Genomic DNA, 15,552 nt, shown 5'->3' on the forward strand with positions numbered 1-15,552 from the left:
TTTACTGCGCAGCGGCAGCGGCCGCACCCCTGGTTGTGCTGGACTGTTTCGAACCGGCGGGCACGATCTTGGCCTTCTGGTTTTCACGCGCGTTGATCAGGCCTTCAACGACGATCTTCTCACCCGGCTTCAGCCCGCTGGACACAAGCCAGTTCTGGCCGACCGGCGTATCGGCAACGATTTCACGCTTTTCAAGCAGGCCATCCTTGCCGGCAACCAGTACGCTCGCGCGGCCGCGCGGATCGCGACTGAGGGCTGCCTGCGGCACCAGGATGGCACCCGGCACGGTTCCCTGCCCAACCCGGACACGGACGAACAGCCCAGGCAGGAGATCGCCTTTCGGATTGGGCACCACCGCGCGGACAGTGATCGTGCCGGTTTCGGGATTGACGTCGATATCCGCCGGATTGAGCTTGCCCTTGATCGGATATTCCGAACCATCGGGCAGGATGACCTGAACCGGCGCGGCGCCTGACAACAGCTTCCCGCTTTCGATGGCACGGCGCAATGCAATGAAATCGGCACCCGATTGCTGGACGTTGACATACATCGGATCAAGCCGTTGGACCTTGGTCATCGGATCGGCCTGGTTGGTGGTGACGAGCGCGCCCTTGGTGACCATGGAAATGCCGATGCGGCCCGAAATGGGCGAGGACACGCGCGTAAAACCGAGATTGACCTTCGCGGAAGCCAGGGCAGCGCGCGCCTGCTCAACCGCCGCGCGTGACTGATTGTAGGCCGCGCGCGCGTCGGCGGCATCCTGTTTGCTGACGCCGCCCTGTTCGGCCAGCAGAGCAAACCGCTCCGCCTTCAACTTGTTGGCCTCAACGGTCGCCTGGGCCGCAGCGACCGTTGCCGAAGCCTGCGCCTGACTGGCGGCGTAAATTCGCGAATCGATCTGATAAAGCGGCTGGCCTGCCCGAACATAGGAGCCTTCGGAAAACAGGCGGGCCATGACGAGACCCGCAACCTGTGGCCGTACTTCGGCTATTTCGTAGGCTTCGGTGCGGCCGGAAAGTTCGGTGGTCAATTCCACCGGCCCCGCGCGGGCTATCATCACGCCAACGACCGGGGCAGGTTTCGCCTTCGGTTCGTCGGTCGATCCGCAGGCGGACAGGGTGAGGGCAAATGCACTGGCTGCAACAACGGAAATGGTCGGCAGGCGCAAGGGCTGGAAAATTCTGTGCGGCAAGAACGATCTCACTGGTAACTGGCACCGGTTCGGCTTCGGCGCTCGGTGCGGCATGACGTGCCATTGCGCACAACGCCGGATCACCCTGCCCGGCACCTTGGCAGAACGAATTTATTTTGCATGTCTAGCAGATAGCTGCCCTTGCGCACGTCCCTAATTCGGACAGCCAATAGCTTGCGACACAAAGATACAATTGCCCCGGCGGCCCGTGATTGCACCGATTCGCGGCCAAGCAACCCCAAAATCGAGGAAAAAAGGCTGCCATGGCGCGAAATTCGGTGGAAAGAGTGCGCTGGGGCATGGCTTTGCCCGATAACCATGCGTTAGCCGTGCCATCCCTTTTGAGATGAGGACAGAATACCCATGAACAACAGCGACCTCGCCGACATCATCGCGGCAAGCCACGGCCTTACCAAGGCAGACGCCCGCAAGGCCGTCGACAGCGTGTTCGCCGCGATCACCGACGCCGCTGCAAAGGGCGAAGAAGTTTCGCTGAACGGCTTCGGCAAGTTCAAGGTGAAGAACACCCCGGCCCGCGAAGGCCGCAATCCTTCGACCGGCGCGACCATTCAGATCGCCGCTTCGAACAAGCTGACCTTCGCTGCCGCCAAGGCCGTCAAGGACAAGCTGAACGGCTGAGCCTTAACCGACGCATCGGCCAGGACCGGCGCCCGTAACAATCGGGCGCCGGATCCGCCCCCGCCCCGTCAGGCCATGCGCGGTAAGTACGCGCAGGCGATCTACCGCCGGCCTTGACGCATGACGATATCGGGCGGCAAAAAACCAAGTCAGACAGGCTCACCGGCTGTCCTATCCTTCGGGGGGTTTTCGCACTGAATCGCTGGACCTTGCTGCCGCCATCCCTATTTCTAAAGTTATATTTTGCACTACCTTTATATATTAACCTAAAAAACCATCGAGCAGATTTTGTGACGTGAAGCACACTTCATGGCGATGACATTTGTTGATCGTTCGAAATTCTTTCTCAAGCATTCAGTCGCTTGTCGTCTACTTCCCGAAGATATGTAGGGCGTCCGCAAGCCCACTCCACCCTTCCCCGCTATTAACCATTGCTTAGGTGCGTCTACCTAGGGGTTTTCCCTGTCCGGCGACCATGGCCGGCACTCCGGTGACCGCAATTTATCCAGACGGAATCCGGCTCGGGACTGCCCCGCTTGCTACCGGGGCCTTGGATAGGGGAATTGAGATGAAGAAGGTTATTGCCAGTGCGGTTATCACCGCCGGGCTGCTGGTCGGAGGCAATGCTTTCGCCCAGGCCGCCAACACCGATTCTGCAACGGCCACCGGCTCGGTAACCATCATCCGTCCGCTGACGATTACCAAGAACAGCGATCTGGCGTTCGGCCGCATCGTCCAGCCACGCACGGGAACCGGCACGGTTACGCTGGCGAACACCGGCAATTCGGTTGTCGCAGCAGCAGGCGCGGTTGCGCTTTCGGGCATCACCACCAGCCGCGCCCAATTCACCGTGGACGGCGAAGGCGGCCAGGTCGTCACGACATCGATCCCCAGTTCGGTTACGCTGACCAGCGGTTCGGCAACGATCCCGGTTACGCTGGCGCCAGACTTCGGCAGCACCGTTACGCTTTCGGGCGCGCTGGCCGCTGCGGGCAGTTCAACGCTCAACGTCGGTGGCAGTTTCAACCTGCCCAACACCCAGACGCCCGGTGCCTATACCGGATCGTTCACGGTGACCGTGGCGTACCAATAAGCGGGAAACTGCGCAATTGTTGACGCCTGCGAACACAGGCGCGACCGGTTGCCGAGGGGGACAAAAGGCATGACGCGTTTCATCTTCAGCAAGGTACGCATTTGTGCGGCTGTGCTGGGAACAGCGACGGCTTTCTGGACGGCACCGGCCGCACTCGCGGCCACGGGCGGAACCGCCGCGACGACCGATGCCCTTGCATCGGTCGTCGTGGTGGAGCCGGTGGGTGCGGGCTTTGCCTTCGACATCATCAACGATGCCGTGTCGGCGGTTTTCCTCAACGGCGATGCCGGGGATTCGGTCTCGCTACTGATGTCGCGCCGCAGATCGGAACCCCGCAACGGCCAGCGCAATCCGGGCGGCGTGGTGGTGATGACAAGCGGCGTATACCGGATCGACCTGCTCACCCCCGTAAACGGCGGATTGCGCGCATCGCGCGGTACGTCGGCCGGTGCAGGCTGGAGTGGCGGCAGTTCGATCCTGTTCCTTGCCCAGTTCAACTGAAGGTTTTAACGCCATGAGGCGCACATACGGATTTCTGGCGACAATTCTGGCAGCAGGCCCCGCAATGGCACAGCAGGTGTCGTTGCCGATTGCGCCGCCCAAGGCAGACGCTGCGACAACGCAGACCATCGCGCCGATTGCGGCGGCGGCCAACATCAACCTGACTCCGCGCCGCGTGATCTTCGATCGCAACAAGCGGATTGAAGCGGTATACGTTTTCAATCAGGGCAACAGCACAGTCACCGTCGACGTGGCGCTGGTCGACAATGCGATGCTGCCATCGGGCGAGATCGTGCCGGTATCGCGCCTTTCCGAACGTGATGGCGCAGCGCAGGGCACGGGCACGAAAGTCCGTTCGGCAAAACCCTTCCTGCTGGCAGCACCGAGCCGCCTGACCCTGCCGCCCGGGCAGGGCAAGACCATCCGCGTCCGCGCAACGCTGGCCGATGGCGCGACGACGAGCGAATACCGTTCGCACCTGACCGTAACCACTGTCCCTGCCGCCGATACCGGCCTGACCGCCGAACAGGCCGCGGCATCGCAAAAGGGCGAACTGGTGCTGAGAATCCAGTCGGTTTTCGGAATTTCGATCCCGTTGATCGTGCGCGGTGGCGTGCCCGATGCTGCGGGCGCGATAGGCCCGATCAGCCAGGTTACGACAGCAGAAGGCCCCGCCCTTGCCGTTCCGCTGCGCCGCACGGGCACGACTTCGCTTTATGGCAATATCGAATTGCGCACCGCCAGGGAAGTGGTCGGCGTCGTGCGCGGCGTGGCAGTCTATCCCGAAGTGGATGAACGGCTGGCCGTGGTGCCCCTGTTGCGCCCGCTGAAGCGGGGTGAGACGGTGACCGCAGCATTCGTTTCCGATGAGGCGCGAAAGCCAGAGCCGATCGCCAGCGGGACATTCACCGCGCCCTGACATGACCATCGCCGCCAGCCTCCTGGCCCTGACCACCGCCTTGACGGGCAGTGCGTCAGAAGGATCGGTTGCGCCTGCGCAACCCGCAACCGCTTCTGATGAAGTGGGTGTGCGGCAACTTCCCGCGCCTGCTTTCGGCGCTGATTGCAGCAACGATCTTCTGCTGCTGGTCGTCCAACTCGATCGCATGACGATCAGCGAGGCGCTGACCGCCTATGGCGATCCGGCGGACCCGCTGCTGCCGCTGGGCGAGTTGAGCCGGTTGCTCGAACTGCCCCTTGATGTAGACGTATCGAACGGCGTCGTCTCCGGGCGCATCGGCGAAAGCCAGCGCCCGATCACCATCGATCTGAAATCCGGGCAGGCGCTGATCGGTGGCAAGATCGTGGCGCTGATCCCGCCCGACAGCCTGACAACCGAGACCGACATCTATCTGCGGGCATCGCTGATCGCCCGGCTGCTGCCGGTAAAGGTCACGGCATCGCCCGACGAGATGCTGCTCTCGCTTGAGGCAACCGAGAAACTGCCGGTGCAGATGCAGCGCGAGCGGCTGGCGCGGATGGCCGGGCTTTCGGGGCAGCCGGAGTTGCAGGACGAGGCGCTGCGGGTCGCCACACCCTATCGGTGGCTGGGCCAGCCCGCGTTCGATTTCACCACCGAACTGGGTTATGACAGCGAAGACGTCGGCAAAGATGGCGGGAGGGCGGTCACGCGATTGGAAGGCCGCATTGCGGGCGATCTGTTGCAGACCGGCTTTTCGGCATGGCTGGCAACCGATGACCGCGCCAGACCTTCGGCGGCGCGCGTGGCGTTTACGCGCCGGTCCGAAGACGGTCATCTGCTGGGATCGCTGGGCGGCACGATGGCTGCGGCAGGTGACGTGTTCACACCACCCATGCCGATCGGTGCCCGCAGCACGGGCGGCGCCGGATTCGTATTCTCCTCCACGCGCAATGACGAAGCCAGCGTGTTCCAGCGCATCAATCTGCGCGGCGAACTGCCGGTGGGCTATGACGCAGAACTCTATGTCAATGACATCCTGCGTTCCGCGCAACGCGGATCGACGGCGCAAGGGCGCTACGAATTCAACGACATACCGCTGGTGCGCGGGCGCAACGCGATCCGTATCGTGCTTTACGGGCCGCGCGGTGAGCGGGTTGAACGCACAAGGGTAATCAATGTCGGCGGCGGCCAACTGGCGGCAGGCAAGACCACGCTCGATCTGGGCGTGGTGGCGCAGGACCGCGCGCTGATCGACCTTTCGGACGCCAGCCTTAGCGGGTTTTCACGCGCGCGCGGAGATTTGCGCGCAGTGATCGGGCTGGCCCATGGCGTAAGCGAAGGGCTGACGCTGACTGCGGGCCTTGCGCGCTTTACCGATAGTGGCGGCGTTGTTCGCACGGTGGGAACGGCCGGTACGCGCAATTCGCTGCTGGGCATGGCGATGCAGGCGGACATCGCCAGCGATTTCAAGGCCGGCCGCGCGGTATCTCTGGGATTGGCCGGGCGCGCGCTGGGCATCAGCTTCCTGGGGCGGCATGTGGAATACGCCGGCGGATTCGCCGATGAGGCCAACACCAGCTTCGATCCATCGCGGCCGATGCGCCGCTATAGCGAAGTGGTGTTCGACCTGGCGGTGCCGCTGCCGGGATCGCTGGGCCTGCCGGTTTCAGGCCGGATCGACCGCGCGCAGTTCATCGATGGCGGAAAGAGCGTTACCGCACGGGCACGCACCACGGCCAGTCTGGGCGGTACGCTGCTGGCGATCGGCGCAGACTATAACCACCGTTCGCAGGCCGGATCATCGGACACGCGGATCAACGGCAACATCGGCGCCATGCGCCTGATCGATTACAAATGGCAATTGCGCGCTACCGCCGATTTTCGGATCAAGCCGGGTCTCAAGATGGAAACGCTGGGTCTTACCGCCGATCGCGCGCTGGGTGAGTTCTATTCCATGCGGCTTGGCGCCACGCGGACGTTTTCGAACAGCGATGTTGCCCTTCAGGCAGGCCTTACCGCACGGCTGCCCTTTGCATCGGCCACGCTGGGGGGTGACTGGTCCACCGGGCAGAAGCGCTGGCGCATGGGGCTTCAGCTGAACTTCGGAATCGCGCGTGATCCACTGCGAGGCCGCTATCGCATGACCCCGCCCGGCCCTGCCAATGGCGCAAGCGCGGCGCTGCTGGCGTTCATCGACGCCAACGCCAACGGCCAACGCGATACGGGCGAGGAAGCCGTTCCCGGCGTGACTGTCGAAGGCGGCGGGCTGAAGGCCGTGACCGACGCACAGGGCCGTGCCTTCGTGACCGGATTGGGCGATGGCACGATGACGACGCTGCGCGCGGACATCGCCGGGACTGACACGATGTTCGTCGCAGCGCCGCCGCAGAACATCGTGTTCGCCGCGCGCGCTGGCGGGATGACCACGATCCCCTACCCTTTGGTGCCGACCTCGGAACTGGTCGCCCGGATCAATTTCCGCCGCAAGGATGGCGCGATGAGCGGGCTTTCCGCGGTGAAGCTAAGGCTGCTTGGCCCGAAAGGTGCGGTCGTGCAGGGTATGACCGAATTCGACGGGACGGCAGTGTTCGACCAGGTGAAGCCCGGCCAGTACAAGCTGGAGATCGATCCTGATCAGGCCGCGCGGCTGGGCATGCGGCTGCGCGAACCGGTGCTCGTACAGGTGGGTGCCGATGGGCAGATGATTGACGCATCGGGCGAAGTGGCGTTCAACGAACCGGTGCAGATGGTGACGCGATGATAAGCCGCGCAATCCTTTTCCTGATCGCGCTGCTGTTTGCGGCCACGGCACAGGCGCAGACGTATAGCGTGGATTCGATCACCGATGGCAGCTTCGGCGATATCGTTTCAGCGGCGTCGGGATCATCGACGTTCCGCGCAGCATCTTCGTCGGGCGCGGTAACCCGGCAATCGGGCAGCGCGGTGCGGGTATCGACCAATTCGGTCTATTCGGTCGTCACGATCGGTTGCTCGGCATCCAACCTGTGCAATTCGGCCACGGTCTATGTCACGCTGGCGCTGGCCGGAACCCCGACCGGACGACTTGGTTACATCCCGTCGGTTAACCTGACCAATGGCACCGCGACTGTCACGAACGCCTACAGCGCAGGCAGCTATATCGTGATCAACCTCAGCCCCATTCCTCGCAATGCCTCGCGCACGTTCCTGCTGGGATATGACGTGCCGGTGCTGGGCAACGATTCCGGCCAGCCGACCGGCAACGCGGTGTCATCGTTCCTCATCACCGCATCGCGCCTTTCGGGCGCCGGATCGGATTCACTGGTCGGCAATATCACTGCCAAAGTCATCCGCCCGATAGACATAGCCAAGACCGCCGACCTCCAGTTTGGCAGCGTCACCCGTCCTAGCAGCGGATCGGGCACCCTGACGCTCAGTCCCGCGGGTGTGGCGAGCGTGACCGGTGCAGGCGTACGGCGCATGCCGTCACCCGTTGCCACCCCTGCGGCCTTCACGGTGAACGGGGAAGGCGGACAGGCGGTGACGGTATCGGTGCCCGCCACGGTCACCTTGTCGGGCAGCGCAGGATCGGTGGTAGCGACCACGAGCGCCACCGGCAGCGGATCGCAGGTCTTGAGCGGCAGCACCGGCGGTTCGGGCACGGTTCAGGTAAAAGTCGGCGGCACGATCCCGCTTTCCGGCTCGACCGCCATCGGGACGTTTACCGGAACGCTGGTGGTGACGGTGCAATACAACTAGCGCGAAATTTCCTCGGCATCAGTTTCTGCTTGCCCCCGCGAGTCAGAATACCTAGGGGCCTCTTCGTGTCGGGGAGTAGCGCAGCCTGGTAGCGCATCTGGTTTGGGACCAGAGGGTCGTAGGTTCGAATCCTATCTCCCCGACCACTTTCCCGCATGATCTTTACAGCAGCGCAGATCAGCGCTTCTTGGCGGCGATTGCCTCGATCTCGATCAGGAATTGCGGGGCGACTAGCGCAGCCACCTGAAAGGTGGAGCGGGCGACGGTCGATGGCGTTTCAGCAGTCCTGAAGAAGGTCTTGAAGCCTTCATTGGCGCCGGCAAAATCCATTTTGCCCAGCTTCGGATCAGCCGCGACGAACAGCGTCAGCTTTATCACGTCATCCATTGTATAGCCTTGCCGGGCAAGGATCGCCTTGATCTTGCCAAGAACGCTGATCGTCTGCGCCTTGGTATCGCCATATTCGGGCGTGGCCCCCTCTGCCGGAGGCGCAACCGGCGCAGCAAGCTGGCCTGACAGGAAAATCATGTCGGTTCCGGCCTTCACATCGGCTGCTTCGAGAATCAACGCGGCGGGATTCGGCTGAATCTTGGTGACCTGTGCCGATGCCGCTGGCGCAAGCGCCAGGGCCGACATGGCAAGGCCTGCGCAAATGAAAGACCGGGCGGCGATGGACAATCTGGACAGCATGCCGATTCCTTTGCAACGAATGTTCCGACAGGCTGACGGGGGTTCGCGCAAGTGGCAACCTCCGCTTTGTAGAGCATTCTGATCCACCACCCTTTGTTGCGGTGGCGCGATACGAAAAATACATTATTTTCAATATCATGGTCGACAGAAACCCCACAGCTACCGTCCACTTACGTCAAATGGCGTATGTTGTCGGCGCGCGAACAGGCGCGCTTTCCGATTGTGTTCCCGGCCACTTGAGGCGGAACGCGACAACGATCACCGACCGGGTCGGCTTTTCGCATCGGCGATGGCACAGATTCCGGCGACAGGGGCAACGAGGATCGACACTACAGACAAGGTTTCCCGATGTCCTTTGCATGCGATCCAGTTTCCGGCCTGACGTGTTCCAGTGCCGTATGGCAGGGCACCGGTTTCACCAGTGATCGGTTGCCCGGATGACCGCAAGCCTGCGCATCGCCGTGCTGGGCCTTGGCGCATTGGCTATCGCAGGAACGGCGGCCTTGCGCGCGCAGGACGCGCCCGGCAGCGGACCGACCGCTGTGGAAGTCTCGCCCGAAGGCAGGGAAGTCTATGAGCAGATCTGCCAGGCATGCCACATGGCCGATGCGAAAGGGGGCGGCGTGACCGGCGCCAAAATCCCGGCACTCGCGGCCAATCCGCGCCTTGCCGACAAGGATTACGGCACGATCATCCTGCTGAAGGGCCGGGGCGGGATGCCGTGGTTTTCCGGGATGCTCACCAACGATCAGATGGCGGCCGTGCTGACGTACGTGCGCGGCCATTTCAACGATTACCGTGATCCGGTGACGGTTGCCGATATCGAGCGGGTAAACACCGCATCGCCGCCCGTTCCCGATTGCAACTGCACACAGTGACGTCCGCCACACACCGGAGTCCAAGGGAGTTATGATGGACGGAACAATCCTGCCGCAAACCCGGCGCGAACTGCTGCGGATGATCGGCACGACCGGCGGCACCATGGCGATGTATCAGGCGATGACCGTGCTGGGCCATGCCGCCGAAACGCAGTTCACCGGCCCGCCGATGCTTTCAGGGGCGCGCAAGGGGGCGAGCGTGCTGGTGCTGGGCGCAGGCCTTGCCGGAATGCTGGCGGCCCATGAACTGACCAGGGCCGGGTACAAGGTGACCGTGCTGGAATATCAGGACCGGCTGGGCGGCCGCAACATCGCGATCCGGGGTGGAGACAAGGTGGTCGAAGCCGGCGGATCGGTGCAGGACTGCACGTTTGCGCCGGGCAATTACCTCAACCCCGGCCCATGGCGCATCCCGCACCATCACCGTACGCTTTTGCACTACTGCAAGCAGTTCGGGGTGGAACTTGAGCCGTTCATCCAGTTGAATCACAACGCCTTTGTCCATCGCACCAAGGCATTCGGCGGGAAGCCCCAGCGCTATCGCGAGCTTGCGGTGGACTTCAAGGGCCACGTTTCGGAATTGCTGGCCAAGGCGTTGAACGTCGGGTCGCTGGACGATAAACTGACCAGGGAAGACAAGGACAAGCTGCTTGTCGCCATGCGCGAATGGGGCGTGCTCGACAAGGATCTGGCCTATACCAGCAGCCTCAACGCTTCGGGCCAGCGCGGGTTCGACAAGGCTCCGGGCGGTGGCGTGGATGGCGCGCCGATGCCGTCGAAGATCAACGGCCTGTCCGATGTGCTGGATTCGCACGTCTGGGGCCAGATGGGCTTCTTCTTTGCCAATGTGATGCAGACAACGATGTTCCAGCCCAAAGGCGGCATGGACATGATCGGCAAGGCCTTTGCCCGGCAGGTCGGCAAGCTGGTGCGGCTGAACACGCGCGTCACCGCACTGGCGCAGGATGAAAAGGGCGTGACGGCAACGTGGGAGGATGCGCTGACGGGGCAGAAAGGATCGACCAGCGCCGATTATTGCGTCTGCACGATTCCCGCCTCGATCCTAAATCAGATCGACATGCAGGTCGGCGCGCCGATGAAGGCCGCGCTCAAGGCCCTGCCCTATTCCAGCGGGGTCAAGATCGGGCTGGAGATGCGCCGCCGGTTCTGGGAAGAGGACTATTCAATCTATGGCGGGCACAGCTTCACCGATCAGGCGATCGGGCTGATTTCCTATCCCAACGACAGGTTCTTCAAGGACGGTCCGGCAGTGCTGCTCGGCTCTTTCGCCAGCGGGTTGGGCGGATACCAGTTGGCCGGGATGACTCCGGCCCAGCGGATCGAAGCCGCACTGGCGCAGGGATCGGTGTTTCATCCCGCAGAATACCGCAAGGAATTCGTCTCTGGCGTGTCCTATGCGTGGAGCCGCGCACCGTGGATTCTGGGGTGCTGCGCCATGTGGACCGACGAAAGCCGCGCGGCCCATTACCAGAACCTGTGCGCGATCGACGGGCGCATCGTGATGGCGGGCGAACATGCATCCTATTACGGCTGCTGGATGGAAGGCGCGCTGCTGTCATCCCTCGACGCCGTAACCCGCCTGCACAGGCGCGCCTTGGCGGCCTGAGCCACGAAAAAGGGGCGGCGGCCCGGAAGCCCCGCCCCTTTTCCATGCGATTTCGGTTGGATCAGGCCGGAACGACCGTTGCCTTGCTGATCACGCCCGGCTTTGCCGGCGGTTCGCCCTTGGGCAGCGCATCGACATGTTCCATGCCGCTGATGACCTGGCCCCAGACCGTGTACTGCTTGTCGAGGAAGCGGGCATCGTCGAAGCAGATGAAGAACTGGCTGTTGGCCGAGTGCGGCGCGCTGGTGCGGGCCATCGAGCACACGCCGCGCACATGCGGTTCGGCGTTGAATTCAGCCTTGAGGTCGGGCTTGCTGGAACCGCCCATGCCGGTGCCTTGTGGACAGCCGCCCTGCGCCATGAAGCCGGGGATCACGCGGTGAAACTTCACGCCATCGTAAAAGCCTTCACCGACCAGTTCCTTGATCCGTTCCACGTGACCGGGGGCGAGATCGGGACGCAGCTTGATAACCACATCCCCGGAGTCGAGCGAAAGCACGAGATTTTCGTCAGCCATTTGTCGCAATTCCTTCCTGTTTGACGCCGATATAGGGTGTTGAAAAAGAAAGTCACGCCTACCTCTGCCAAGGCGGTTTGCTTTTACCGGTCAGGAGGGTAACCCCGCCGCAATGCAGCGCGACGAAGACCTGATTGAAACCCTGGCTTCCGACGAGGACGATGCAGTCCCGGCGGCCGAACCTTCGCGCCATGCCGAAAGCCTGGATGAGGAAGACAACACCCTGCGTCCCGGCTTCGTGCGCAAGGTCGTCGAAGCGCTGGAAAGCGACGATCACGAGCGCGTCTACAACCTTGTAGAGCCGCTTCACCCCGCCGACATCGCCGACCTGTTCGAACTGATCGACCGCGAAGACCGCGTTCTTCTGGCGCGCGCGATCAACGATCTGATGGGCGGCGAGGTCTTCGCGGAACTGAACGATCACGTCCGCGAATTTCTGGTCGAAGAGCTGGACTACGATGAGGTCGCCGAGCTTGCAGAACAGATGGAGACGGACGACGCCGTCGCCCTGATCGAGGACCTTGACGAGGAAGACCAGCAGGCCGTGCTGGCCGAGATGGAGCCGGAAGACCGCGCGGCCATCGAATCGGCGCTGTCATACCCTGAAGAAACCGCCGGCCGCCTGATGAGCCGCGACGTGATCGCGGTGCCGGAAGCGATGACCGTGGGCGATCTGATCGATTTCCTGCGCCGCAACGACGATCTTCCCACCGAATTCTGGGAAGTGTTCATCGTCGATCCCAAGCATCACCCGCTGGGCACCTGCCAGCTATCGTGGATATTGCGCGCACCGCGCAGCGTACTGCTGGCCGACGTTATGAAGCGCGACCAGACGCTGATTCCGGTGACGATGGATCAGGAAGAAGTCGCGCTGCGTTTCCAGAAATATGCGCTGATTTCCGCCGCCGTGGTCGATGAAAGCGGGCGGCTGGTCGGGCAGATCACCGTCGATGATATCGTCCACATCATTCAGGAAGAAGCGAGCGAGGACATCCTGCGCCTTTCGGGCGCGGGCGACGGCGACATCAATGAGCCGATCCTGCTGACGGTGCGGACGCGCCTTACCTGGCTGGTGGTGAACCTTGGCACCGCGCTGGTGGCCGCATCGGTGGTCGGCCTGTTCCAGGGCGCGATTGCGCGGTTCGCGCTGCTGGCGGTGCTGATGCCGATCGTTTCGGGCATGGGCGGCAATGCGGGCACACAGACGCTGGCCGTGGTCGTGCGCGCCATCGCCACGAATCAGCTGACCAGTTCCAACACCGTGCGGATGATCCTGCGCGAACTGCGCATCGCCACCGCCAATGGGCTGACGCTGGGGTTGCTGATCGGCAGCGGCACTGCGCTGCTTTTCGGCAACCCGTTGCTGGGCACGGTGATCGGCGCGGCCATGGTCATCAACAATCTGGTGGCTGGCCTTGCCGGGATCATGGTGCCGGTAACGCTGGATCGCCTGAAAATCGACCCGGCTGTCTCATCTGCCGTATTCGTGACGATGGCCACCGATGTCATGGGCTTCTTCTCGTTCCTCGGCCTTGCCGTGCTGAGCGGGCTTGCAAGCTGAACTGACGCCATTGATTAAAGCCACTCGTCATTGCGAGCGAAGCGAAGCAATCCAGAGCGTTTCGCGCCGTGCTCTGGATGGCTTCGCTTCGCTCGCAATGACGCAACCCACTCAAGTTAGCGTAATTTAGACCCATGCCGCTTCACATGACCAAAGTTGCCTATGGCGCGCAGTCGCTGACTGAAATCCATGAGTGGTTTTCAGCAGATGGCCGCCGGGGCGATGCCCGCGAGGCACGGTTGACGACCAAGAACCGCCCCAAGCGCGCGGCGGAAATGATCGGCAGTTCGCTGTACTGGATTCACAAGCACCAGTTGGTGGCGCGTTCGGAAATCCTTGGGTTCGAGGAGGCCGAGGGCGGGCGCACGAATATCGTCATTTCGACCAAGCTGATCGACGTCCACCCCCACCCCAAACGCGCCCACCAAGGCTGGCGCTATCTGGAAGACGCCGACGCCCCCCGCGATCTGGCCGATGGCGAAGCGGGGGAAGTGCTGCCCGCGCAGATTGCTGCGGACTTGGCGAAGTTGGGGTTGGTTTAACCCATCAATGCGGCACCACGCCGCATCAATGCGGCACCACGCCCAACTCAACCCCTGTCTTGTCATGCAAGGCGAAGCGGTCGATGATGTCGGCGCTGGCTTCGTTGTAGCCGATCACCGCAACACTACGCCCGGCACGGCGCAACTTGTCGACGATCTTGTCGAGCGCGCCGACTGCCGAAATATCCCAGAAGTGCGCGCGGGATACGTCGATGGTGACGCTTTGCGCGCTGTCTTCTCCATCGAACGCGCGGGTGAAGCGATCGACCGAGGCGAAGAAGATTTCGCCGCGCACGTTGTAAGTGGCGGCGGTGCCATCGGCAGAGGCGTTGCGTTCCACCGCGAACATGCGCTGGACTTTGCCCGCGAAGAAGATGCCCGATAGCAGCACGCCTGCCAGAACGCCGAGCGCCAGATCACGCGTGGCGACGACGACGACCACGGTGGTCAGCATCACCGCCGACGAGGTGGGCGGATGGCGGCGCAAGTTGGGAATCGAGTTCCAGCTGAATGCGCCGATGGAAACCATGATCATCACCGCGACCAGTGCGGCCATCGGCACCCCGCCAACCCATTCGCCCGCCGCCACGAGCAGGAACAGCAGGAACGTGCCTGAAACGAACGTGGACAGCCGCCCGCGCCCGCCCGACGCGATGTTCATCACCGATTGTCCGATCACGGCACAACCGCCCATTCCGCCGAACAGTGCGGCCACGATGTTGGCCACGCCCTGCCCTTTGCATTCGCGCTGCTTCACGCTTTCGGTGTGAGTCATGTCGTCGATGATCTGAGCCGTCATCAGCGATTCCAGCAGACCGACGGCGGCCATCGTGAGCGAATAGGGTGCGATGATGCGCAGTGTTTCGAACGTGAGCGGCACATTTGGCAGGGCAAAAACAGGCAATCCATCGGGCAACTTGCCGGAATCGCCCACCGTGTTGACCGGCAAATCCAGCCAGATGGTGATGGCGGTAAGCACGAGGATGGCGACCAGCGGCGATGGCACGGCGCGGGTGATGCGCGGCAGCAGGTAGATCAGCACCAGCCCGGCGGCGACCAGCGCGTAAGTTTCCCAGCCGACGTTGGTGAGTTGCGGCAACTGGGCCATGAAAACGAGGATGGCCAGCGCGTTGACGAAGCCGGTGATGACCGAGCGTGAAACGAACTGCATCAGCAGATCGAGCCGGAGGAACCCGGCGATGGCCTGAAACACACCCATCAGGATGGTGGCGGCAAACAGGTATTCCACGCCATGATCGCGCACCAGCGGCGTGACCAGCACGGCCACGGCGGCGGTCGCGGCAGAGATCATGCCGGGTCGGCCACCGATAAAGGCGATGACCATGGCAATAGTGACCGAGGCATAAAGGCCGACACGCGGATCGACGCCCGCGATGATCGAAAAACCGATGGCTTCGGGAATCAATGCGAGTGAGACGACGATCCCGGCAAGGACATCACGGCGAACGGATTCAGGCCCGGCGAACCATTCGCGGACGTAACTGGCGATTTTTGCAGGCATTGGGGTTCCACATCAGGGCGCGTGGCGCGGCTTGGCCGGGCTGGAATGCAATTTCACGCGTGATGTTGTCCGGCGGATCGGCGGCCGGAAGAGCCACCCGGAATTTCACCGGGTCCTTGCGAATGGATGG

The 15,552-nt window shown here is 62.7% G+C and carries 14 protein-coding genes, 1 tRNA gene and 1 other annotated feature; of the genes, 11 read left to right on the forward strand and 4 right to left on the reverse strand.

Annotation, left to right across the window (positions count from 1 at the left end; genetic code table 11):
* Position 1 precedes the first annotated feature (1 nt).
* On the reverse strand, positions 2–1,192 hold the full coding sequence (locus LUA85_RS12290; RefSeq protein WP_231470231.1) for an efflux RND transporter periplasmic adaptor subunit: 1,191 nt from the start codon (positions 1,190–1,192) through the stop codon (positions 2–4).
* A gap of 363 nt (positions 1,193–1,555) precedes the next feature.
* Between LUA85_RS12290 and LUA85_RS12295 the strand changes: the two genes are divergently transcribed.
* From LUA85_RS12295 to LUA85_RS12325, 7 genes are all read left to right on the forward strand, one after another.
* A complete protein-coding gene (locus LUA85_RS12295) occupies positions 1,556–1,831 on the forward strand; it encodes an HU family DNA-binding protein (RefSeq protein WP_231470233.1) in 276 nt (91 codons plus the stop codon).
* Positions 1,832–2,399: 568 nt separating this feature from the next.
* Complete coding sequence (locus tag LUA85_RS12300; protein WP_231470234.1) at positions 2,400–2,924, forward strand: DUF4402 domain-containing protein; 525 nt, start codon at positions 2,400–2,402, stop codon at positions 2,922–2,924.
* A 69-nt stretch (positions 2,925–2,993) separates the two neighbouring features.
* A complete protein-coding gene (locus LUA85_RS12305) occupies positions 2,994–3,425 on the forward strand; it encodes a hypothetical protein (protein ID WP_231470236.1) in 432 nt (143 codons plus the stop codon).
* Between the two features lie 13 nt (positions 3,426–3,438).
* Positions 3,439–4,344, forward strand: a complete 906-nt coding sequence (locus LUA85_RS12310; RefSeq protein WP_231470238.1) for a hypothetical protein — start codon at positions 3,439–3,441, stop codon at positions 4,342–4,344.
* Between the two features lies 1 nt (position 4,345).
* On the forward strand, positions 4,346–7,108 hold the full coding sequence (locus LUA85_RS12315; RefSeq protein WP_231470240.1) for a hypothetical protein: 2,763 nt from the start codon (positions 4,346–4,348) through the stop codon (positions 7,106–7,108).
* Entirely contained in the window at positions 7,105–8,085 is a 981-nt protein-coding gene (locus LUA85_RS12320) for a DUF4402 domain-containing protein (protein WP_231470243.1), read from the forward strand. The genes LUA85_RS12315 and LUA85_RS12320 overlap by 4 nt, the downstream gene beginning before the upstream one ends.
* 69 nt (positions 8,086–8,154) lie before the next feature.
* Positions 8,155–8,231, forward strand: a tRNA-Pro gene (locus LUA85_RS12325).
* A gap of 31 nt (positions 8,232–8,262) precedes the next feature.
* On the opposite strand, the gene LUA85_RS12330 is transcribed toward LUA85_RS12325, so the two are convergent.
* Entirely contained in the window at positions 8,263–8,775 is a 513-nt protein-coding gene (locus tag LUA85_RS12330; protein WP_231470245.1) for a Rid family hydrolase, read from the reverse strand.
* Positions 8,776–9,212: 437 nt separating this feature from the next.
* On the opposite strand from LUA85_RS12330, the gene LUA85_RS12335 reads away from it, so the two are divergent.
* Positions 9,213–9,653 carry a cytochrome c gene (locus tag LUA85_RS12335; protein ID WP_231470247.1) on the forward strand — a complete coding sequence of 147 codons (441 nt, stop codon included), beginning with the start codon at positions 9,213–9,215 and terminating at the stop codon, positions 9,651–9,653.
* A gap of 34 nt (positions 9,654–9,687) precedes the next feature.
* Complete coding sequence (locus LUA85_RS12340; protein ID WP_231470248.1) at positions 9,688–11,280, forward strand: flavin monoamine oxidase family protein; 1,593 nt, start codon at positions 9,688–9,690, stop codon at positions 11,278–11,280.
* Between the two features lie 61 nt (positions 11,281–11,341).
* Here the strand turns inward: LUA85_RS12340 and LUA85_RS12345 are convergent, their stop codons facing one another.
* Complete coding sequence (locus tag LUA85_RS12345) at positions 11,342–11,797, reverse strand: peptidylprolyl isomerase (RefSeq protein ID WP_231470250.1); 456 nt, start codon at positions 11,795–11,797, stop codon at positions 11,342–11,344.
* A 112-nt stretch (positions 11,798–11,909) separates the two neighbouring features.
* Here LUA85_RS12345 and mgtE point away from each other — a divergent pair, with 112 nt between their 5' ends.
* Entirely contained in the window at positions 11,910–13,358 is a 1,449-nt protein-coding gene (gene mgtE / locus LUA85_RS12350; protein ID WP_231470259.1) for a magnesium transporter, read from the forward strand.
* 134 nt (positions 13,359–13,492) lie between these two features.
* Positions 13,493–13,900 (forward strand): DUF1489 domain-containing protein, encoded by a 408-nt coding sequence (locus LUA85_RS12355; RefSeq protein ID WP_231470261.1) that lies wholly within the window; start codon positions 13,493–13,495, stop codon positions 13,898–13,900.
* 25 nt (positions 13,901–13,925) lie between these two features.
* On the opposite strand, the gene LUA85_RS12360 is transcribed toward LUA85_RS12355, so the two are convergent.
* The gene (locus LUA85_RS12360; protein ID WP_231470263.1) at positions 13,926–15,422 is read right to left on the reverse strand and encodes a SulP family inorganic anion transporter; all 1,497 of its coding nucleotides are present in this window, start codon (positions 15,420–15,422) and stop codon (positions 13,926–13,928) included.
* A gap of 63 nt (positions 15,423–15,485) precedes the next feature.
* Positions 15,486–15,541: a sequence feature (sul1 is cis-regulatory element that is thought to sense ions involved in sulfur or methionine metabolism; They are found in Alphaproteobacteria), on the reverse strand.
* Between the last annotated feature and the right edge of the window lie 11 nt (positions 15,542–15,552).

The sequence above is a fragment of the Novosphingobium sp. CECT 9465 genome, from assembly GCF_920987055.1.
GTDB lineage: Bacteria > Pseudomonadota > Alphaproteobacteria > Sphingomonadales > Sphingomonadaceae > Novosphingobium.